Origin of the sequence: Paenibacillus methanolicus (assembly GCF_008124765.1) — a bacterium.
Lineage (GTDB): Bacteria > Bacillota > Bacilli > Paenibacillales > Paenibacillaceae > Paenibacillus_Z > Paenibacillus_Z methanolicus.
Window position 1 is genome coordinate 285,900 of sequence record NZ_VNHS01000004.1, and the last position, 20,830, is coordinate 306,729.

16 protein-coding genes and 1 riboswitch are annotated in these 20,830 nt (G+C 61.5%); of the genes, 9 read left to right on the plus strand and 7 right to left on the minus strand.

Features of this window, described 5'->3' with window-relative positions:
- Positions 1–240 precede the first annotated feature (240 nt).
- The 4 genes from BCM02_RS12815 (at position 241) to BCM02_RS12830 (ending at position 4,052) form a co-directional block, all read left to right on the plus strand.
- Complete coding sequence (locus BCM02_RS12815) at positions 241–702, plus strand: MarR family winged helix-turn-helix transcriptional regulator (RefSeq protein WP_148929489.1); 462 nt, start codon at positions 241–243, stop codon at positions 700–702.
- Positions 703–873: 171 nt separating this feature from the next.
- Complete coding sequence (locus BCM02_RS12820; protein WP_148929490.1) at positions 874–1,419, plus strand: glutathione peroxidase; 546 nt, start codon at positions 874–876, stop codon at positions 1,417–1,419.
- Positions 1,420–1,637: 218 nt separating this feature from the next.
- On the plus strand, positions 1,638–2,687 hold the full coding sequence (gene add, locus BCM02_RS12825; protein WP_148929491.1) for an adenosine deaminase: 1,050 nt from the start codon (positions 1,638–1,640) through the stop codon (positions 2,685–2,687).
- 45 nt (positions 2,688–2,732) lie between these two features.
- A complete protein-coding gene (locus BCM02_RS12830) occupies positions 2,733–4,052 on the plus strand; it encodes a deoxyguanosinetriphosphate triphosphohydrolase family protein (RefSeq protein WP_148929492.1) in 1,320 nt (439 codons plus the stop codon).
- A gap of 110 nt (positions 4,053–4,162) precedes the next feature.
- Here the strand turns inward: BCM02_RS12830 and BCM02_RS12835 are convergent, their stop codons facing one another.
- Complete coding sequence (locus tag BCM02_RS12835; RefSeq protein WP_187434184.1) at positions 4,163–4,696, minus strand: cysteine hydrolase family protein; 534 nt, start codon at positions 4,694–4,696, stop codon at positions 4,163–4,165.
- A 370-nt stretch (positions 4,697–5,066) separates the two neighbouring features.
- Here BCM02_RS12835 and BCM02_RS12840 point away from each other — a divergent pair, with 370 nt between their 5' ends.
- Positions 5,067–6,257, plus strand: a complete 1,191-nt coding sequence (locus BCM02_RS12840) for a GNAT family N-acetyltransferase (protein WP_148929494.1) — start codon at positions 5,067–5,069, stop codon at positions 6,255–6,257.
- Between the two features lie 98 nt (positions 6,258–6,355).
- The gene (locus BCM02_RS12845; protein WP_148929495.1) at positions 6,356–7,726 is read left to right on the plus strand and encodes a sodium-dependent transporter; all 1,371 of its coding nucleotides are present in this window, start codon (positions 6,356–6,358) and stop codon (positions 7,724–7,726) included.
- A 698-nt stretch (positions 7,727–8,424) separates the two neighbouring features.
- On the opposite strand, the gene BCM02_RS12850 is transcribed toward BCM02_RS12845, so the two are convergent.
- The 3 genes from BCM02_RS12850 to BCM02_RS12860 are packed head-to-tail and all read right to left on the minus strand — an operon-like array spanning position 8,425 to position 12,618.
- Positions 8,425–10,368 carry an ABC transporter ATP-binding protein gene (locus tag BCM02_RS12850; protein ID WP_148929496.1) on the minus strand — a complete coding sequence of 648 codons (1,944 nt, stop codon included), beginning with the start codon at positions 10,366–10,368 and terminating at the stop codon, positions 8,425–8,427.
- Positions 10,365–12,092: an ABC transporter ATP-binding protein gene (locus BCM02_RS12855; protein WP_148929497.1), complete on the minus strand. Its 1,728-nt coding sequence runs from the start codon at positions 12,090–12,092 to the stop codon at positions 10,365–10,367. The genes BCM02_RS12850 and BCM02_RS12855 overlap by 4 nt, the downstream gene beginning before the upstream one ends.
- Positions 12,093–12,108: 16 nt before the next feature.
- Positions 12,109–12,618, minus strand: a complete 510-nt coding sequence (locus BCM02_RS12860) for a MarR family winged helix-turn-helix transcriptional regulator (protein WP_187434185.1) — start codon at positions 12,616–12,618, stop codon at positions 12,109–12,111.
- A 281-nt stretch (positions 12,619–12,899) separates the two neighbouring features.
- On the opposite strand from BCM02_RS12860, the gene BCM02_RS12865 reads away from it, so the two are divergent.
- On the plus strand, positions 12,900–14,558 hold the full coding sequence (locus BCM02_RS12865) for a glutamine--tRNA ligase/YqeY domain fusion protein (RefSeq protein ID WP_148929499.1): 1,659 nt from the start codon (positions 12,900–12,902) through the stop codon (positions 14,556–14,558).
- Positions 14,559–14,651: 93 nt separating this feature from the next.
- Here BCM02_RS12865 and rocD read toward each other — a convergent pair whose 3' ends face one another.
- On the minus strand, positions 14,652–15,920 hold the full coding sequence (gene rocD, locus BCM02_RS12870; protein ID WP_148929500.1) for an ornithine--oxo-acid transaminase: 1,269 nt from the start codon (positions 15,918–15,920) through the stop codon (positions 14,652–14,654).
- A gap of 77 nt (positions 15,921–15,997) precedes the next feature.
- On the opposite strand from rocD, the gene mobA reads away from it, so the two are divergent.
- Both mobA and BCM02_RS12880 read left to right on the plus strand, forming a co-directional pair.
- Complete coding sequence (mobA, locus tag BCM02_RS12875) at positions 15,998–16,639, plus strand: molybdenum cofactor guanylyltransferase (RefSeq protein WP_187434186.1); 642 nt, start codon at positions 15,998–16,000, stop codon at positions 16,637–16,639.
- A 122-nt stretch (positions 16,640–16,761) separates the two neighbouring features.
- Positions 16,762–16,852, plus strand: a riboswitch (cyclic di-GMP riboswitch).
- 80 nt (positions 16,853–16,932) lie between these two features.
- The gene (locus BCM02_RS12880) at positions 16,933–19,326 is read left to right on the plus strand and encodes a putative bifunctional diguanylate cyclase/phosphodiesterase (protein WP_148929502.1); all 2,394 of its coding nucleotides are present in this window, start codon (positions 16,933–16,935) and stop codon (positions 19,324–19,326) included.
- Positions 19,327–19,405: 79 nt separating this feature from the next.
- Here BCM02_RS12880 and BCM02_RS35255 read toward each other — a convergent pair whose 3' ends face one another.
- Together BCM02_RS35255 and BCM02_RS12885 are read right to left on the minus strand one after the other, a co-directional pair.
- On the minus strand, positions 19,406–19,552 hold the full coding sequence (locus BCM02_RS35255) for a hypothetical protein (RefSeq protein ID WP_187434187.1): 147 nt from the start codon (positions 19,550–19,552) through the stop codon (positions 19,406–19,408).
- A 16-nt stretch (positions 19,553–19,568) separates the two neighbouring features.
- Complete coding sequence (locus BCM02_RS12885) at positions 19,569–20,804, minus strand: nitrate/nitrite transporter (RefSeq protein ID WP_148929503.1); 1,236 nt, start codon at positions 20,802–20,804, stop codon at positions 19,569–19,571.
- Positions 20,805–20,830: the final 26 nt, after the last annotated feature.

Genomic DNA, 20,830 nt, shown 5'->3' on the forward strand with positions numbered 1-20,830 from the left:
TCTTGTGCCAGTTTAGCAGACGAGGTCGCGGCGGTAAACACTATTTTCCAATTAAAAGTTAAGAGCGGGAGTAAATGAGGCCGTAATATCGCATGGTTCCAGCGGAAAAGGGATAAAATGGTGTGGTGCGAGACGTTTGCGCTCGGGGCCGGAGGATTGACAATGCAAGATAACAGCTATAAAATTAAATTGTATCAAATCTAATTGAGCCGTTAGCAGCATGTGCAGACAGGAGGGAGCATGGACGCGAACCCGCTCTTATTTCTCGATAATCAGCTTTGTTTCGCCCTCTACGCGAGCTCGCGCGAGGTGACGAAGCTATACCGTCCGTTCCTGGACGAGCTCGGACTGACCTACACGCAATACGTGACCATGCTCGTGCTGTGGGAGAAGGACGAAATTCCGGTGAAGACGCTCGGCGAACGGCTGCATCTGGATTCCGGCACGCTGACGCCCCTGCTTAAGAAGCTCGAGGCGGCCGGACTCGTGCTGCGCGCCCGAGACCCGCAGGACGAGCGCAGCGTCATCGTGCGTTTGACCGAGCAAGGGCATGGGCTCAAAGCAAAGGTAGAGGATTTGCCGGCGCGCGTGTTTTGCCAGACCCGGCTGTCGCCGGAAGAGATCGTGAAGCTGCGCGACCAGCTCCACGCCTTGACGCGGACGATCAGCGAACTTGCGGGCTGCAAGACGGAACGCGTATAAGTCTTGCCTCGAGAGGCAGGAAGCGCCCGTAAGCATCGGCCTATTCCACGCGGAACGGCCGATGCATTCGCGGACACGGTTAGCCGTGCCTAGTGAAGCATCAACCTTCGAAGGCGGCAAGCGAACGTTCGCCGCCGCCCGAGGGACAACCAATTTGGGAGGTACATGAACATGTCGAACTTATACGATTTTCAAGCCGAAACGATTAAAGGCGAGCGCCGCTCCCTGGAGGATTTCAAAGGCAAAGTGGTCGTCGTCGTCAACACGGCGAGCCAATGCGGACTGACGCCGCAATACGAAGGACTTCAGGAGCTATACGAGACGTACAAGGATCAAGGCCTCGAGATCATCGGCTTCCCGTCGAACCAATTCAACGGCCAAGAACCGGGTACGAACGACGAAGTGGAATCGTTCTGCAAAGTGAACTACGGCGTCTCGTTCCCGCTGTTCGCGAAGACGGACGTACGCGGCGAAGACGCGCACCCGCTGTTCGGGTACTTGACGGAAGCGGCGCCGTACTCGGGCTTCCCGAACGATCCGGCGGGCGAGCGGATGAACGCGTTCCTCTCCTCGAGCAAGCCGGACTGGATGACCGACAACTCGATCAAATGGAACTTCACGAAGTTCCTCGTCGACCGCGAAGGCAACGTGGTGGAACGGTTCGAGCCGAGCGTCGTGCCGGCCAGCATGAAGGCCTCGATCGAGAAGCTGCTGTAAGCGGTCGACAATTGATCACGAAGCAGATCAAGAAGCAGATCAAGAAGTAACTCGGCCACCTTCTCGGTGCTGAATTGTCGGTTATTGAACTCGCGCGATCGTCGACGCAAGACGCGCGAAATATTTTTTCCTCCGCCAACCGTCGCTCTTGCATGACCATGTTACTTCTGCGAGAATAAGATACAATAAGCATGGTCTCTAGTGGGAGGTAAGTTGACATGGTTCTCAACGACAAGGCGAAACATCAATTGGCTGCATTACCGAAGGCTGACCTCCACGTGCACTTGGATGGAAGCGTGAAGCCGGAGACGATACTCGATCTGGCGGCCCGGAAAGGCATTCAGCTCCCCGCGGATACCGCGGAGGGGCTTCTGCCGTATATGCGGGTGACGGACGAGTGCGAGAATCTCGTCGAATACTTAAGCAAATTTCAATTCGTGCTTCGCTTCATGCAGGACGCCGAGTCGATCGAGCGGATCGCCTTCGAGCTGGCCGAGCAGGCCGCGGCGGAGAACGTCATTTATATCGAGGTTCGGTTCGGTCCTCATCTGCACACGAACGAAGGGCTGACCCACGAAGAGGCGATCGCGGCGGCGCTGCGCGGGCTGAAGCGCGGCGAAGAGCGCTACGGCGTCGCGGCGGGGCTGATCGTCATTAACATGCGCCACGAAGCGGAAGACGTGAACCGGGAGGTCGTCGCGGCGGCGCTGCGCTTCCAAGGCCAAGGCGTCGTCGCGGTCGATCTGGCCGGGGACGAAGCGGGGTATCCGGCTTCGTTGTTCCGCGAGCTGTTCCGTCCGGCGCGCGAGAGCGGGATGCCGGTGACGATCCATGCCGGCGAAGCGGCTGGCGCGGCCAACATCGAGGAAGCGGTCCTCCATCTCGGCGCCGCGCGGCTCGGCCACGGCGTTCGGCTGCGGGAAGACGACCGGGTGTTCGAGCTCGTCCGGGAGCGGGGCGTTCCGCTGGAAATGTGCCCGATCAGCAACATGCAGACGAAGGCCGTCGCGGGCTGGGCGGCGTATCCGCTGCGCGATTATTTGCGCGAAGGGCTGAAGGTGACGGTCAATACGGATAACCGGACCGTGTCGGATACGACGTTGACGAAGGAATACGCCATGCTGATGGCCCACTGCGGCCTGACGATCGAAGAGATTGCCGCCACCGTCCGGAACAGTCTGGACGCGGCATTCGCCGAGCCATCCATGCGGGAGGCGCTGAAGGCGCGGCTGCAATCGGCCTGCAAGGAGCTCGGCATCGCTTTGTAACGCCTGCTATCGAAGACCGTGCACCGGGGAAGGAGAGGGATGCCCATGAACGTACGCAAACTGCGTTTGTTCGATACCGAAAATGCATTTTCCAGCGAAAATCGCGACGAATACGAGAAAGACTACGCCAGACTGATCCAGTCCCCCGCCTTCCGGCGGCTGCAGGGCAAATCGCAGGTGTTCGGGGCGGGGACGGGCGATTATTACCGGACGCGGCTGACGCACTCGCTCGAGGTGTCGCAGATCGCGCGCGAGGTGGGACGGCGTCTCAACAAGACCGAGCCGTTCCTCGCGCTGCGCGAGCATCCGGGACTGGTCATCGAGCCGGAAGTCGTCGAATGCGCGTCGCTCGCCCACGACCTCGGCCATCCGCCGTTCGGGCATAAGGGCGAGGAAGTGCTGCACCGGCTGCTGGCGGCCGACTACGGGCTGAACTACGAAGGCAACGCGCAGAACTACCGCATCCTGATGTTTCTCGAGAAACGCGCGGGCAGCGACAGCGGCCTGGATCTGACGAGCGCCGTGCTGCTGGGGATCAACAAATACCCGTTCAGCCTCGGCGAACCGGGCCGGATGAAAGGCGTCTACCCGATGGAATGGGTGGACGGGATCGAATATTTGCGCGAGCAGTGGCAGATGCCGAAAGGATGCGCGACGCTCGAGGCGCAGCTGATGGACCTGTGCGACGACATCGCTTATTCGACCCATGACATCGAGGACGGCATCCGCGCCGGCAAAATCCAAATGAACCGCAGTTTCTTCGAGGATGACCGCCTCGTGGCCCACACCGTGCAGGAGATCGTCGAAGACCAAGGCAATTCCGCGGTGGGGTGGGACCAAGTCGACATCGCGGGCATGGTGCGCCAGGTGTTCACGCTCTATCTGGAGCAATGGGAAGCGATCTACAACGCGTGCGGCCGGGAGACCTCCCGCGCTCGCCGCGAGATGAAGGCGCGCTGGGTGAGCCAGTTCGCCGCGCGGGTCGGCATCATCGACGATCCGGCCGCGGGCTGGAAGAAGGTGACGTTCGTGCGCGACGGCGAACAGGACCTCGAGCTGCTGCGGACGATGGAAATTCTGAAGAAGCTCGCCTGGGTGACGCTTATCAAGGACTTCCGCGTGCAGCGGCTGCAGAAGCGCAGCGAGATTCTGCTCCAGCGGCTGTGGGAGAGCTTCAAGGACGAGACGACCGGACGGCTCATTATTCCGCCGGATTGGATCGAGAGCTACGAGCGGCAGCAGGACGTGTGGCCGTGGCCGAGAATGGTGGCGGACTACATCGCGGGGATGACGGACGCCTATGCCGAGAAGGTATATGGGGAGCTGTACGCGAGCCGGACAGGATCGATCTACGAACGAGACTAGGCGAAGAGGCCTAGTCCGGCAATATATATTCGCTAATAGCAGACCCCTTCGATCGACGGCTCCGTCGTGCGATCGAAGGGGTTATTGTCTTATCTGGAGCGGTGCGTTCGTCACGGCAGATCGTCCGCGACGGCGGCGCCGATCCGCGGCAGATGCGCGAGCGCGCGGGCGCGGCGGCGTTCATCCCGGCTGCCGACGGCCGGGGAAGGAATCGTGACGAGGAAGCCTCGCCGCAGCGCTTCCTTGGCGGTCCGGTAGACGCTGCCTTCGGCGAATACGCCGGCGATCACGAGCTCGGAGATGCCGGACGCCGCCAAGTAGCCGGCGAGCGCCGGATTGGAGAAGGCATCGCCCTGCCGTTTGGCGAAGCGGAGGCCGCTCGCGATCCGCACGCGCGCATCGAGCGCCGCGCCGGGCGAGCCGGCGAGGGCGGCCTGCCGCCGGAAGGCGTTGCCGATGATATCATAGGACGAGAACTCGTTCATGACGTAGAGGATGTCCGAGCCCTCCTGCGCGAAGTCGTCGACGAGCGCGTTGACGTGCTCCAGCAGCCCGGGCGTTTGACTGGGTTCGACTGGCATGCGCGCGTTCACGCCGATGTAATCCCGCTGCATATTCATGACAAGCAAAGCGCGGTTGCGCATGCCGATCCGCTCCTTTCGGGGGCGTGATAGCTCTAGTATAGCGAAGACGATGCGGCCGGCCATCGGTCGCGGGAAGGGAGACGGTCTCGGCCTGGCGCCGGGCTTGGCAGCCGGACTTTGTGCAAGTACAAGAATTTATGCGCCGCGTGCTGCATCCCCGGTTTACGACCGTGAACGCAAGCCAATCCGCTTTATTTCATGCGCATCCATCCTCTTGTACTTCTCTGTCATGAAACGGCTGTCGCCTTAAGACGGCGCTATTCGTTTCCCCTTGCGGCTTGTCTTCTACGGAGCGGGCGGCTGTAGTATGCTTTTAGAGAGGTCTGTCATAAAATCCCTGCTTCCAAGCAGCGAAAGAGGTGTGTAAATCATGCCGATCCGGCAGTTGACAAGCGAAGAGTTCGAATCGTCCATGGCGCTGGCGCAATACGCATTCCAAATCCATCCGACCCCGGAACGGCGGGAAGAGATGCGGGAGAAATTCAAGCCGGAGACGGTTTGGGGCGTGTTTAACGGGACCGATCTAGAGGCGCAGCTCCGCATCATTCCGTTCGAGCTCTATTTATACGGACGCCAGCTGCGGATGGGCGGCATCGCGGCGGTGTCCACGTGGCCGGAACAGCGCCGCAAGGGGCATGTGAACGAGCTCCTCCTTCACGCGCTGAAGGTGATGCGGGAAGCCGGCCAGACGATTTCCTGCCTGGCGCCGTTCGCGTTCCCCTTCTACCGAAAATACGGATGGGAGCTGTACGTGGACTACAAGAAATACACGGTCGCAACCGCGCTCCTTCCGCGTAGGGTTGCGACAGCCGGCCAGGTCGAGCGGACGGAAGGCGATATCGCGGAGTTGAACAAGGTGTATGAGCGATATGCGGCGCGGTATAACGGGACGCTGGTCCGCACGGAGGCATGGTGGCAGGATTCCGTCTTCAGGCGGAAGAAGAAGCTGGCGGCGGTCTACAAGAACGAGGCCGGGCAGGCGGCGGGCTATATCCTGTACGAGATTGCGGAGCGCGCGTTCAACATCAACGAAATGGTCTACCTGGACGAAACGGCGCGTCAGGCGCTATGGACCTTCGTCGCGAATCACGACTCGATGATCGATAAGGTGACGCTCGAAGCGCCGATGGACGACAATTTGCCGTACCTGCTGCCGAATCCGCGCATCGGTCAAGAGATCGTGCCGTATTTCATGGGGCGCATCGTCGACGCTCCGGCCTTCGTCGAGCAGCTTCGGCTTCGCGTGCCGGAGGGGGCGTCGGACGGCGAGCCGATCACGCTCTTCATTCGCGACGAGCATGCGCCTTGGAACGATGGTCATTGGCGGCTGGAGGCCGACGAGGCGGGACTTTGGTCGCTCCGGCGGTCTGGTTCCGGCGGATCGGGTGAAGCCGGCGCGGAGCTGTCCTGCGGCATCGGGACGCTGACGGCACTGCTCATGGGCTACCAGCGGCCGGAGCGGCTGCTGCAAGACGGGAAGTTAACGGGGGCCGACGAGGCGGCATCGCGGCTTGAACGCATCATTCCGAGAAGTCAAACGAATTTGCTTGATTTCTTCTAAGAGCTGTTTTACCATAGGTCAAGTTGCGTCTTGGCATTGACATGCTTTGCCTTGGGTAATACTACAACATAGATTCTGCAGAAGAGGTGAGGCATCGAATGAACGTTAATTCTGGCAATACGAATGGCGCCGGTAGCGAAGGGCAGGGCAGCAAGGCTGACCAGTTCTCGCGCTGGGGGTTCATCATGGCGGCGATCGGCAGTGCGGTCGGTCTCGGCAACATGTGGAAATTCCCGTACATTACCGGCAAGTATGGCGGTGCGGCATTTTTTCTCGTCTTTATTATTTGTTTGATCGTCGTGGGACTTCCGGTCTTGCTGGCGGAGATGGCCGTCGGCCGCGGCGGGCGCGGCAGCGCGTCCTCGTCGATGGTGCGTCTCTCCGGCAAGAAGGCATGGGGCGGCTTCGGATTTATTTCGATCTTCGGCTCCTTCATGATTTTCTCCTACTATGCGGTCGTGGCCGGCTGGACGCTTCATTATGCGTACCTGTCCTTTACCGGCCAACTGTTCGCGTCGAATGACTTCGGCGCGACGTTCGGCAATTTCATCAGCGGTTCGCTGCCGGTGTTCTGGCAGTTCATCGTCGTGCTGCTGACGGCATGGGTCGTCGCGGTGGGCATCTCCTCGGGTATCGAGCGATTCAACAAGATCCTCATTCCCGGCCTGGTCGCGCTGCTCATTATTCTCGTCATCCGCTCGCTGACGCTGGAGGGCGCCGCGGAGGGCGTAAGCTTCTTCCTCGACCCGGACTTCAGCAAGCTGTCGCCGACCGCCATTCTCGTCGCGCTGGGACATGCCTTCTTCTCCCTGTCGCTCGGGATGGGGGTCATGATCACGTACGGCGCTTATGTCAACAAGAAGCAGTCGCTTAGCGGAGCGGCGCTCGCGGTCGGTCTCGGCGACCTGTTGTACGCCTTCTTGGCGGGACTGATCATCTTCCCGACGACCTTCGCCTTCAATCTGGAACCAACGCAGGGAGCCGGCTTGGTATTCGTCGTGCTGCCGGTGGCGTTCTCGGCGATGCCTTTCGGCGCTTGGTTCGGCGGCTTGTTCTTCATCCTGCTGGCGGTCGCGGCGCTCACCTCGGCCGTGTCGCTGCTGGAGGTTGCGGTGGCTTTCGTGATGGAGAAGTGGAAGACGAGTCGTACCAAAGCGGTTTGGGTGACGGGCATTATCGCGTTCCTCGTCGGCCTGCCTTCGGCGGCTTCGGCGGGAGGCGCCGTGGACTTCCTGAATTTCGGGGGCAAGTCGTTCTTCGATTGGATGGACTTCCTCTCCTCGAACGTGCTGCTTCCGCTCGGCGGCCTGATCGTCACGATCTTCGCCGGCTGGGTATGGAAGGGCGCCTATGAAGAAGCGGACCTGACGCCAGGCTGGTACAGAGTGTGGCGGTTCACGCTAAGGTATATCGCGCCGATTCTGGTTGTCGGCGTATTCCTGATCTCGGCGGGCGTTATTTCCGAGTAAGTAATCGAATGACAAAGCGGCCCTTGGGGGATAGCGGAACGAATCGTTCCCGCTGCTCCTCCAAGGGCCGCTTATTTTGTGACATACAAGAAGGGATACGGCTTGCCTGCATCCTCCTCTTGCATTCGAGGCAATGAAACGAGCGGACGCCTCTAAGGCCGTCCCTAAGGCGTCCCTGCCGTTTCGCCTCAAGACCCCTGCCTTCGTGCCGGCCTACAGCTTGCCGATCAGCACGATTACAAGCGCCCACACGGCTGCCGAGAATCCGATCGCGGCAAGCAAACCCCAGTTGATTCTTCTCATGCTGGACATCACACTCCACCACTCCATCCCATTCAAGCGTTGTTTTGCTGGCTTCCCTATCGATGGTGTACGCTTGTCCTTTTGCATATCCATATTATGGGGATCTTATACCCATCATATCCGATTCGACAAATTTTGCAGGGTGCCGTTAGACCCAATTGTGAAAAAATGCCTGGATAATAATTGGTAAACGTCGAAAACGGCGGTCCGCGAAGAGGCGGGGAGAATGTATATCTTGCCGAAACGACCTCCCGTCAACCGTTCGCGGATAGGCGGAGTGGGATGCGAGCGCGTTGTGAGGGAGGTTGAAATGCGACGGACCATGAAAAAACTCCCCCGTCGCGCCTGGCAGGCGAACGGGGGAGCTGGGCGGTGCGTGTTCCGATGCGGCGGGATTACACGGCGTCGATCGTCGCTTGCCGCCTTCCGCTGAACTGGCTCTGATACAGATCGGCATAGAAGCCGCCCTGCGCGAGCAGCTCTTCATGCGAGCCTTGTTCGATGACCGCGCCTTGGTTCATGACCAGTATCAGGTCGGCTTCCCGGATCGTCGAGAGCCGGTGCGCGATGACGAAGCTGGTGCGCCCTTCCATGAGCGTGTTCATCGCCCGCTGGATGTGCGCCTCGGTCCGGGTGTCGACGCTGCTCGTCGCTTCGTCGAGGATGAGGATGGCCGGATCGGCGAGTATTGCCCGGGCAATCGTCAGCAGCTGCTTCTGGCCCTGCGAGATGTTGGAAGCCTCTTCGTTCAACACGGTATCATAGCCTTCCGGCAGCGTGCGGATGAAGTGGTCGGCATAGGCGGCTCGCGCCGCCCGCACGACGTCCTCTTCGGTCGCGCCGGCCCGACCGTAGGCGATATTGTCGCGGATCGTCCCGTTGAACAGCCACGTGTCCTGCAGCACCATGCCGAATAGGCTGCGCAGGTCGCCGCGCTTCAGCTCCGTAATATCGGTGCCGTCGATCGTGATGCGTCCGCCGTTCAATTCATAGAACCGCATGAGCAGATTGATGAGCGTCGTTTTGCCTGCGCCGGTGGGACCCACGATGGCGATCGTCTGACCGGAGCTGACGTCGATGTTCATGTCCGCGATGAGCGGCGCGTCTTCGTTGTAGCCGAACTTCACGTGTTCGAACCGTACGTTGCCCTTGGGGGCGAATGCGGTGCCCGCCGAAGCGCCAGGCGAAGCGACGGCAAGGGCATTGGCCGCTTCCGGCACCTCTTCCGTCTCGTCGAGCAGTTCGAATACCCGCTCGGCCGAGGCGATCGTCGATTGAATAATATTGGCGATCTGGGCCGTCTGCGTAATCGGCTGCGCGAACTGGCGCGAATACGAGATGAACGCCTGCACGTCGCCGATCGTAATCCGTTGATGCAGCACGAGCAAACCGCCGGCGACGCTGACGAGCACGTAGCCGATATTGCCGATGACGCCCATGATCGGCATGATCATGCCGGAGACGAACTGCGCCCGCCAGCCGGACTGGTACAGCCGCTCGTTCACGCCGTCGAATTTGGCGACGGACTTGCGCTCGTACCCGAACGCCTTGACGACCGGATGGCCGGTGTACATTTCCTCGACGTGCCCGTTCAGCTCGCCGAGCGAAGCTTGCTGGTCCTTGAAATACGTCTGCGACTTGCCGGCGATCGCCTTGATCGCGATGAAACTGAGCGGCAGCGTCACGATGGTGATCAGCGTCAGCAGCGGGCTGATCGTCAGCATCATGACGACGACGCCGACGAGGGTGACGATCGAGGTGATGAACTGCGTCAAGCTCTGCTGCAGCGTACTGCTAATGTTGTCGACGTCGTTCACGGCCCGGCTCAGAATTTCGCCGTGCGTGCGGGAGTCGTAGAATTTGAGCGGCAAGCGCTCGAGCTTCTCGTTGACGTCCTTGCGCAAGCTGGCGACCGTCCGCTGGGCGACGCCGGCCATCACGTACTGCTGAATGTAGCCAAACAAAGCGCTAATGACGTACAGGACGGCCAGCACGAGCAGAATATCGGCGATATAGCCGTAGTCCACGGCCGATCCGGGCACGCCGTTGATTTTGCCCATCAAGCCCTCGAACAGCTCGGTCGTCGCCTCGCCCATGATCTTCGGGCCGAGTATGGAGAATACGGTGCTGAGCACGGCCGTCAGGAAGACGACCAGAAGTTTGCCGCGATACGGCTTCAAGTAGCCGATCAGGCGGCGGAGCGTCTCCTTGAAGTTCTTCGCTTTCTGGACCGGCATGCCCATGCCGGCCGGACCGCCGCGGCCCGGGCCGAAGCCGAAGCTTCCGGGCCCCATGCCGCCTTGGCCGGGTTTGCCTGCGCCGCGTTGTTGGTCACTCATGCGATCTCCTCCTCGGACAGCTGCGACATAACGATCTCGCGGTAAACTTCGCTATTCGCGAGCAGCTCGCGGTGCGTGCCGATGCCGGCGATCTTGCCCTCTTCGAGCACGATAATTTGGTCGGCGTCCATGACGGTGCTGACCCGCTGCGCGACGATGATCAGCGTCGCATCCGCCGTCTCGGTCTTCAGCGCGGCCCGCAGCTTCGCGTCCGTCTTGAAGTCGAGCGCCGAGAAGCTGTCGTCGAACAGATAGATGGACGGCCGCCGGACGAGCGCGCGGGCGATGGAGAGCCGCTGCTTCTGACCGCCGGAGACGTTCGTTCCGCCTTGGGCGAGGATCGAATCGTAGCCTTCCGGCATGGAGCCGATGAAGTCGGTCGCTTGGGCGACGGCGGCCGCATGGCGGATCTCCTCGTCCGTGGCATCTTCCTTGCCGAAGCGGATGTTCTCCGCGATCGTGCCCGTGAAGAGCAGCGCCTTCTGCGGCACGAGGCCGATCGAATCTCGCAGCTGCTCTTGCGAGGCGCGGCGCACGTCCTCGTTCCCGATCCGCACGGCGCCTTCGGACGCGTCATAGAAGCGCGGGATCAGGTGGATCAGCGTCGATTTGCCGGAGCCGGTGCCGCCGATGATCGCCGTGGCCTTGCCGGGCTCGGCCGTGAACGAGATGTTCGAGAGCGCCGGCACTTCGGCGCCGGGGTAGTAGAAGGTCACGTTGTCGAACACGACCGAGCCGGCCCGCGCTGGCATGGGCTGCGGCGCGTCCGCGTCCTGAATCGCCGGCTGCATGTCGAGTACTTCTTGGATGCGCGCGGCAGATGCCGATGCCCGCGGGACCATGACGAACATCATCGAGGCGAAGATGAGGGCGAACATGATCTGCCATGCATATTGAATGAAGGCGATCAGGTCGCCGACGGCGATGCCCCCCGCCTCGATGCGCTTGCCGCCGTACCAGATGATCGCGATGCTGGCGAGGTTCATGACGAGCATCATGACCGGCATCAGGCCGGCCATCAGCCGGTTGACCGCGATGGAAGTCTGGGTCAAATCCTCGTTCGCCGCGTTGAACCGCCCCTGTTCGTGCCGGGTGCGGTTGAAGGAGCGGATGACGCGGATGCCGGTCAGGTTCTCGCGGAGCACGAGGTTCAGCTTATCGATCTTCGTCTGCATCGATTTGAACAGCGGAATGCTGCGCATGACGACGAGGAGGATGATGATCGCCAGCACCGGCACGACGGCGATGATGACGAGGGACAGCTTCACGTCCTTGGACATCGCCATAATGATGCCGCCGATGCACATGAGCGGGGCCATGACCATGACGCGCATCAGCATCGTCAGCACCATCTGCACCTGCGTAATATCGTTCGTCGTCCGCGTGATGAGCGAAGCGGTGCCGATTTTGTCGAATTCGTTCAACGAGAACTGCTCGACGTGCGCGAAGACGCGGCTGCGCAGATCGCGGCCGAAGGCGCCGGCGGACTTGGCCGACAGATAGCTGGCGCCGACCGCGCAGACGCCGCCGAGCGCGGCGATCACGAGCATGAGGGCGCCGATTCGCCAGATGTAGCCCGTATCGCCGGGGACGACGCCATCGTCGACAATATCGGACATCAGCGTCGGGAGATAGAGGTCGGACAAGGTCTGGAGAAACACGAGGACGAGCGTGAAAATAACGGCCGTGCGGTACGGCTTCATGAAACGGAATAGCTTCAACATGGCGCTGGGTTCACCTTCATTCGGATGGTTTGGGATCTGGAGCGCCGCTTTCGCAGAAGGGAGCGTCCGTATCTGCCGCGGCTTGCGCGCTGTAGTACTGGAAGACGTCTTCGAGCAAATCGACAAGCAGCCGCGCGCGATCGTGGCCGAGATGCTGCATGAGCCCCTCGAGTCCTTGGCGCATCGCTTGATGGGCGAGCTCGGTCACGCGCTCGCCTTCGCCGGTCAGCGTAATGCGGACGGCCCGGCGGTCGGTCGGGTCGGCGGCGCGCGCCAACGCGCCGCGCGCCACGAGCAAATTGACCAGCTGCGTCACCGAAGGCGTGGCGATTCGCATATGCTGACTGATCTCGGACGGCTTCAGCCCCCGCGGGTTGTCCTGTTGGCTGCGCCGGACGCAGAACAGCAGCATCGTCTCGCCGGGCGTATAGCCCTCGATGGCGTGCTGGCCGCGCCAATTGATATGGCGCAGCTGCCGGAAGGCCCGGATGAGGGCGAGGGCGTCGGCGTCATTCTCGGTGTTCATGGACATCGTTCCTTTGCGTGGATAGAAGGTGAACGCCGGGAGGTTGTCTCGGCAAGAGCCCTCTTCTATCGTTGTGTTATTTACTTAGGTAACCTAATTATATATTCCTAAAATGATTAGCGTCAATCGGTCCCGGGACGGACGCGCGGCGTGTGCGAATACGCCTTATGCCGGAGAGGGAAGCCGGCTTTTCCGTCATTCGCGGAACTCCCTATTTATAATCTCCCGGAAAATTGTGTATTATAGTAGGATAGAAATTTACGCCGGAAGGATTGGTCGCTGTGGAGAACAAGACATCATCTTCGAATTTTATCAAGAACATCGTCGAAGCCGACTTGAAGTCCGGCAAGGTAAGCGAGATCGTGACCCGTTTCCCGCCGGAGCCGAACGGCTACCTGCATATCGGGCATGCCAAATCCATCTGCCTGAACTTCGAGCTCGCCGATGAATATAAGGGACGGACGAACTTGCGGTTCGACGACACGAACCCGGTCAAGGAAGATACCGAATACGTGAACGCGATCCAGGAGGACGTGCGCTGGCTCGGTTTCGAATGGGATGAGCTGCGGTTCGCCTCCGATTATTTCGAGGAAATGTACGAGCGCGCGCTGCTGCTGATCAAGAAAGGCAAAGCGTACGTGTGCGATCTGTCGGCGGAGCAAATCCGCGAATCCCGCGGCACGCTGACCGAGCCGGGCAAGAACAGCCCGTTCCGCGACCGGAGCGCGGAAGAGAATCTCGACCTGTTCGCCCGCATGCGCGCCGGCGAGTTCAAGGACGGCGAGCGCGTGCTTCGCGCGAAGATCGACATGGCGTCGCCGAACATCAACCTTCGCGACCCGGTGCTGTACCGGATCGCGCACGCCCATCATCACCGCACGGGCGACGCGTGGTGCATCTACCCGATGTACGACTATGCGCATCCGCTCGGCGACGCGATCGAAGGCGTGACGCATTCGATCTGTACGCTGGAATTCGAGGACCATCGGCCGCTGTACGACTGGGCGATCCAGGAATGCGAGATGGAATCGACGCCGCATCAGTACGAATTCGCGCGGCTGAACGTGACGAATACGATCATGAGCAAACGGTATCTGAAATCGCTCGTCGACGAGGGCGTCGTGGACGGCTGGGACGATCCGCGCATGCCGACGGTCAGCGGTCTGCGCCGCAAAGGCTTCACGGCGGAAGCGATCCGCGCGTTCTGCCGCGAGATCGGCGTGGCGCGGGCGTACAGCGTCGTGGACGAGCGGATGCTGGAGCATTTCATCCGCGAAGATCTGAAGCTGAAGACGCTGCGCACGATGGCGGTGCTGCAGCCGCTGAAGGTGGTCATCACGAACTATCCGGAGGGCCAAGTCGAGATGCTCGAGGCCGAGAACAACGCCGAGAACGAAGAGATGGGCACGCGCCAAATTCCGTTCTCCAGCGAAATCTACATCGAGCGCGACGACTTCATGGAGAATCCGCCGGCGAAGTATTTCCGTCTGTTCCCGGGCAACGAGGTGCGTCTGAAGCACGCGTATTTCATTACGTGCCAGGAAGTCATCAAGGATGAGGACGGCAACGTCGTCGAGCTGCGCTGCACGTATGATCCGGAGACGAAGAGCGGATCGGGCTTCGCGGGCCGCAAGGTCAAAGGGACGATCCACTGGGTGGAGGCTTCGCAGGCGATTCCGGCGCAATTCCGCCTGTTCGAGCCGCTGCTGATCGACGGCGAGAACGACGACCGTCCGTTCCTGGAGCGTCTGAACCCGAACTCGCTCGAGGTGCTGGAAGGGTTCGTCGAACCGAACATGAAGGAAGCGCAAGGCCGGGACAAATTCCAATTCTTCCGCCACGGCTATTTCAACGTCGATCCGAAGTTGTCGGGCGAAGACGGCATCGTCTTCAACCGCATCGTGTCGCTGAAGAGCTCGTTCGATCCGGCGAAAGGCTAATGATAGGAAAAGGTACGGCCAGTCGGCCGTACCTTTTCTGCTAGCGGAGCCGACCGCGATAGCGGTAAGCTTAAGACGGGGGTTGCGCCGCGCTTATGCCGGCTCGCCGTCGTCCGCGGCATCGGCGTTCGCGGCGAAGACCTGCTCGACTTTGGCAATCGCCAGGGCCAGATCCTCCCGGCTGACCGTCAGCGGCGGGGCGAAGCGAATCGTATGCTCGTGCGTCTCCTTGCACAGCAGGCCGAGCGCCATGAGCCGCTCGCAATACGGTCGGGCCGGCACGCGCAGCTCCAGACCGATGAACAGGCCGCGGCCGCGTACCTGCGCGATGTCGGGGTGCGCGATGGCGGAGAGCCGCTCGAGCATATAGGCGCCGAGCGACCGCGATCGCTCCGCCAGTCGGTCCTCTTCGGTGACGGCCAGCGCGGCGAGCGCCACCGCGCAGGCGAGCGGATTGCCGCCGAAGGTGGAGCCGTGCGAGCCGGGCTCGAACAGCCCGAGCGTGTCGGGACCGCCGACGACGGCGGAGACGGGAAGCACCCCGCCGCCGAGCGCTTTGCCCAGGACGATCAAGTCGGGCTCCACGTCTTCGTGATCGCACGCGAACCGGCGGCCGGTGCGGCCGAAGCCGGTCTGAATCTCGTCGGCGATCAAGAGCGTCCGCTCACGCGTACAGACGTCGCGCACCGCCCGCAGGTAGCCATCCGGCGGAATGACGATGCCGGACTCGCCCTGGATCGGCTCGATCAGCACGGCGGCCGTATTCGGCCCGATGGCGCGCTCGATCGCTCCGGCATCCCCGTAAGGGACCAGCTTGAAGCCCGGCGTGAACGGGCCGAAATGCGCTTGGTATTCGGGGGTTGCGGAGAAGGAAGTGACCGTGATCGTCCGCCCGTGGAAATTGCCGTCGCAGACGATGATTTCCGCCGTGCCGTCCGGCACGCCTTTCACTCGGTAGGCCCAGCGGCGGGCGGCCTTCAGCGCGGTCTCCACCGCCTCCGCGCCGCTATTCATGATAAGCGCGAGCGGTTTGCCGGTGTAGACGGCCAGCTGCTCGCACAAGTCCGCGAACGGCTCGCTATGGAAGGCGCGCGAGGTCAGCGTGACGAGATCGGCCTGCGCCTTCAGCGCGGCGATGATGCGCGGGTGGCGGTGGCCGGCGTTCAAGGCCGAATAGGCGCTGAGCATATCGAGATACCGGTTGCCCTCGGGATCGGTCACCCAGGCGCCTTCGGCTTCGGATATCACGATTGGCAGCGGATGATAGTTGCGCGCGCTATAACGTTCCGTTCGCGCGATGGCAAGGTTGGATCGGCTCGGCGCGTCCGGGGACGCGTCGGAACGAGAAGCATGGTCGGACATTGGCAACTCCCCCTTTCCTTGTATGCATATGCGAAGGCGGGATGTGTGCATGAATGGCAAAAGGGGGGCGATGGGGGATGAACGAGAAGAGTAGCGGCGGGAGCGGACTGATTCTGGCAGGGGGCCTCAGCTCGCGGATGGGAACGGATAAAGCGGCGCTCTTGATTGGCGGCAAGCCGCTGCTCCTCCGGCTAGCGGAAGGAATGGCGAGGGAAGCGCGCGACCCGATCGCGATATCCGTCGCGGACGAAAGGCGCGAGGCGGCCTATCGAGACTTGTTGCGGCATAGCCCGGTCGCCCGACAGGTGCGCTACGTTCGGGACGTCTACCCGGGGAGCGGCCCGCTTGCCGGTCTGCATGCCGGGCTCTCCAGCCTGCCGCCTGGCTATGCGTTCGTGATGGCCTGCGATATGCCCGTGCTGTCCGCGCCGCTGCTGCGCCGGATGGAAGCGGCCGTCGCCGGTCGGGAGCGGAGCGGCGCCGCGGGGCCCGACGTCGTATTCGCGCCGCGGCAGCCCTTCCACGCGCTCTACCATACGCGCGCCGCGGCGCGAATCGAACGGGCGCTGGCGGCCGGCGATCTTCGCGTCATGAAGCTGCTCGGCGAGCTCGACGCGTGCGAGATCGACGTTTCGCCCGAAGAAGCCGCGGTTTTCTTCAATCTGAATACGCCCGAGGCGTACGGCGCTTATTTGGCGCAGTTGGACGCGGAAGGGTAGTCGTAACATAATTACCAACTATTGCATGTACCCGTTACCGCGATGGCGTGTAGACAGCGTGCAAGGCTCGTGATATAAAAGTATCAGGACTATATACCTAATGTAACCTAACCGCATACCGAACATGAGAAAAGCAAACTGCGTGAAAACGCAAGACGCAAAGCTATAGGGGCTAATGGTCGAACGATGAACCGATGCCTGCCAGCTACCGCTTTAAGGCTTGACGCGAAACCTTGAAGCCCAGGGGGTTTCCTGCACTTCGCGCCAATCGTCTTAATCGGGAGCTGATTATTTTGTCCACCTCGTTGTTACTTCCCGTCCTCAATCAATTGCTTCCCTTCCTGTTAATCTTCTACATGGCGGTCGAGATCTTCGCCCGCAATCCGGGCAATCGTCTCCATTGGGTCACTTCCGCGTTATTCTTTTTCCTGGGCATTGTATTCTTGGGCGACTTTCTGTTCGCCGCGCTGCCGTACGAGACGGCGCGCGAAGCGCTTCGCTTCATGAAGTTCCCGGCCGTCTTCCTGACGATGACCGCGGCGCTGTATTTCTTCGTGATGATCAGCAAGCTGGGCATTCGCAAGCTATGGATGCACGTCATCTGCCTGTTCCCGGTGATCGGTCTTATTCCGCTCGTGATCGATCCGGCGGCGGTAGCGATGGAGCAGCGGGCCGCGGGGCGCGTCGAGTTGTTCAGCGGGACGTTCCTTGCCGTTGAAGTGGTGCTCGTCTGCTATTGTCTGGTCGGCTCGTACGTTCTGCTCGCGCGGGCCGGCAGGCGAACGGCGCTGAAGAGCTGGATGCAGAAGGAGAGCCAACGCATTCGGATTATTCTCGCGGGCTGTTTGCTTGTCGGGCTTCTGCTGGGCGCGGGTCTGCTGGTTGGCGCCATGTTCGAACGGGGCGGGGAACGCATCTTCGATTTCGTCTCCTCGTACGGCGTGCTTGTCTGGGTGTTCGCGATTCGGCAGTCGATGATGAAATACGATCTGCTCTCCTTCGCCGGCAAACGATATGAGCTGGTGTTCGAACTGTCGCCGAACGGCACCGTCGTCCTCGACGAGAAAGGGGGCGTCGTCGAAGCGAACAGCGCGTTCCGCAAACTTGCCGGAGTGAAGGACGACGAACCGATCGAGGGGATGTGCCTTTCGCGGCTGTTCGGCGTGAACCAGGCGTTCCTGGCGGCTTACCGGCAATCGTTCCAGACCCAGACGCCGCTTGAGATGGAGCTGGAAATCGTCAATACAGCCGGGCGCGTCATGGATGTCGAGTTAATCGGCGAATTCATGGAGATGGAAGAAGAGCAGCTTGCCTTCTTCATCGTGATCGATATGACCGAACGGAAGAGCGCCGAGCGCATGTTGGCCAGATTGGCTTACGAGGATACGCTCACCGGATTAGGCAATAGCCGTAAATTCTATGCCGCGATCGAGGAAGAGCTGTCGCGCGCGCTAGCGGGGATGAGCCGGCTGGCGCTGCTCCTGATCGATTTGGACCAGTTCAAGTGGATTAACGATACGCTCGGTCACAGCGCGGGAGACCGGCTGCTCCAGCAGATCGCGGACAGGCTGCGGACGTCGCTTCCCGCGGGCGCGAGCGCCTATCGGCTGGGGGGCGACGAGTTCGCGATTCTACTCCCGGCGCGGGAGGATGCCGATGCGACCGGCTATGCGGCCGGACTGCTGCGGATGCTCGTGGAGCCGATGCAGCTGCGCGGCAGCTACTACAGCGTATCGGCCAGCGTCGGCATCGTCGTCGCGCCGGAGGACGGCCGCGAGGTCGAGATGCTCATTCGTCAGGCGGACACGGCGATGTACGCGGCCAAACAAGGCGGCCGCAATCGGTACCATCGCTGCACGCCCGAGCTCAACGCCAAGGCGCAGGAACAGATGAAGCTGATCCACGGCCTGTCGGCGGCGCTGGAGTTGAAGCAGTTCGAGCTGCACTACCAGCCTCAGGTGGATGCCCGTACGGGGGAGACGGCGAGCTTGGAGGCGCTGCTCAGCTGGTGTTCGCCTGAGCTCGGCCGCGTGGCGCCGGCCAAGTTCCTTCCGCTCGCCGAGGAGAGCGGGGCGATCATCCCGATCGGGAGCTGGGTGCTGGAGGAGGTCCTGAAGCAAATTCGCGTCTGGTTGGATAGAGGATGCGCCCGACCGGGCATGACGGTAACGGTCAATATTTCGGCGCAGCAGCTGAGGGAAGCCGGTTTCGCCGATCGGATCGAGGCGCTGCTGGCGCGCTACGAAGTGCCGGCGGGGGCGCTTCGGCTGGAGATCACGGAGAGCACGATGATTACCGATATGGAACGGACCCGGCAGGTGTGCCAGGCGTTGATCGGGCTGGGCGTAACGCTCGGCATCGACGACGTGGGTTCCGGCTACTCCTCGCTCGGCATGCTGAACCGGTTTCCGTACCGCTATATTAAGCTGCACCACTCGCTCGTGCGCGGCATCGCCCAATCCCGGGAGGATTACGTCATTGTCCGCATGTTGGTCGAGATGGCCCGGCAGCTGGGCAAGGAGGTCATCGCCGAAGGCGTCGAGTCGGAGGCGCAGCTAGAGCTGCTGCGCGATCTCGGCTGCCGGGAGCTGCAGGGCTACCATATCGGCGTGCCGATGAATGCCGTGGAGATTGCCTATCACCTGAAGATGGAAGGCGCGAGGATGGCGCCGCCCGCGATATCATAAGAAGAAGCGCTTGGACAGTCCCGGGGCAACGGGCTGCTCAAGCGCTTCTTTTCGTATATTGCGGATGCGGAGGCGGCGATTAGGGCGAATCGAGTTCCGATTGCGCCGCCGTCGCTGCAAGCGAGGCGCTATGCGGCGCGGAGGCGGAGCTCCTATCGGCCGTCGTGCCCCACCAATCGACGGCATCCAGCCATTCGAACGGTTCGATCGCGTCGAAAGCTTCCATAGGGCGTGCCCCCCCTTTAAGATGCGATGCTGGCCGAGGAGCTGGCGCGGGCTTTGCCGCCATTGTCCAGGAACGAGCGCTTCCACGAGCCTTGGATGATGAAGATGAGCGCGACGCAAGCCAGCGCTACGCCGCTGATAATCAGGAAGCCCGGTCCGTAGGAACCGGTGGACTGCTTGAGCGAACCGAGAATCTTCGGCAGGAAGTAACCGCCGAGGCCGCCTGCCGCGCCGACGATGCCCGTGACGATGCCGATCTCGTTCTGGAACCGCTGCGGGACGAGTTGGAAGACGGAGCCGTTGCCCATGCCGAGCGCCATCATGCCGGCGAACAGCAGCGCGGTGACGATGCCCAGGCTCGGCAGGGTAGAGATGCAAGCGAGCATGATGCCCGCGAATCCGTACAGCAGCAGGAGCATCCGGATGCCGCCGAGCTTGTCGGCCAGCCAGCCGCCGACGGGACGGAACAAGCTGCCCGCGATGACGCAGATCGTCGTGAAGTCGGCCGCCCGGACGGGATCAAGGCCGTACTGCGTGTTGAAGAAGATGGTCAAGTAGTTCGACAGGCCGACGAAACCGCCGAACGTGACGCTGTACAAAATGCAGAACATCCACGTATCGCGCTGCTTCAGCACGGCGCCGTAATCCGAAAGCTTGCGCGGCGCGGGTTGGTTCGGACTGTCTTTGGCGAGCAGCGTGAAGACGATGAACACGATGGCGATCGGGATGAGGGCAAGGCCGAAGACGACTTCCCAGCTGCCGTAATGCTGGGCGATCCGGTTGGCGAACAGCGTCGTGAAGACGGTGCCGCTGTTGCCGGCGCCGGCGATGCCCATCGCGAGACCTTGATATTGCGGCGGGTACCAGCGGCTCGCGAGCGGCAGGGCGGCGGCGAAGGACGCGCCGGCGACGCCGAGCAGCAGGGCGACGATATAGAGCTGGCTTAGCGAGTTGACGAACAGCCAGCCCCAGACGAGCGGAATCATCGTCAGAATCATGCCGATCTGGCCGGTGCGCTTCGGTCCGATCACGTCCGTGAAGTACCCGAGCACCAGGCGAAGAATCGAGCCGCCGAGGATGGGCAGCGCCACGAGGTTGGCTTTCTGCGCGGCATCCATCGGATAATCGTTCATGATGATGACCGCTAGCGGCCCGAGCAGCACCCAAATCATGAAGCTGGTGTCAAAGTACAAAAACGCGCTGAACAGCGACGGGGTATGCCCGCTCTTTAAAAAACCTTTCCGATCTGCCATTCGAATCTCTCCTCTCGACTTATGGG

Coding starts and splice junctions, on each gene's coding strand:
- BCM02_RS12815 (WP_148929489.1), top strand. CDS start 241: ATGGACGCGAACCCGCTCTTATTTCTCGATAATCAGCTTTGTTTCGCC.
- BCM02_RS12820 (WP_148929490.1), top strand. CDS start 874: ATGTCGAACTTATACGATTTTCAAGCCGAAACGATTAAAGGCGAGCGC.
- add (WP_148929491.1), top strand. CDS start 1,638: ATGGTTCTCAACGACAAGGCGAAACATCAATTGGCTGCATTACCGAAG.
- BCM02_RS12830 (WP_148929492.1), top strand. CDS start 2,733: ATGAACGTACGCAAACTGCGTTTGTTCGATACCGAAAATGCATTTTCC.
- BCM02_RS12835 (WP_187434184.1), bottom strand. CDS start 4,696: ATGCGCAACCGCGCTTTGCTTGTCATGAATATGCAGCGGGATTACATC.
- BCM02_RS12840 (WP_148929494.1), top strand. CDS start 5,067: ATGCCGATCCGGCAGTTGACAAGCGAAGAGTTCGAATCGTCCATGGCG.
- BCM02_RS12845 (WP_148929495.1), top strand. CDS start 6,356: ATGAACGTTAATTCTGGCAATACGAATGGCGCCGGTAGCGAAGGGCAG.
- BCM02_RS12850 (WP_148929496.1), bottom strand. CDS start 10,368: ATGAGTGACCAACAACGCGGCGCAGGCAAACCCGGCCAAGGCGGCATG.
- BCM02_RS12855 (WP_148929497.1), bottom strand. CDS start 12,092: ATGTTGAAGCTATTCCGTTTCATGAAGCCGTACCGCACGGCCGTTATT.
- BCM02_RS12860 (WP_187434185.1), bottom strand. CDS start 12,618: ATGAACACCGAGAATGACGCCGACGCCCTCGCCCTCATCCGGGCCTTC.
- rocD (WP_148929500.1), bottom strand. CDS start 15,920: ATGTCCGACCATGCTTCTCGTTCCGACGCGTCCCCGGACGCGCCGAGC.
- mobA (WP_187434186.1), top strand. CDS start 15,998: ATGAACGAGAAGAGTAGCGGCGGGAGCGGACTGATTCTGGCAGGGGGC.
- BCM02_RS35255 (WP_187434187.1), bottom strand. CDS start 19,552: ATGGAAGCTTTCGACGCGATCGAACCGTTCGAATGGCTGGATGCCGTC.
- BCM02_RS12885 (WP_148929503.1), bottom strand. CDS start 20,804: ATGGCAGATCGGAAAGGTTTTTTAAAGAGCGGGCATACCCCGTCGCTG.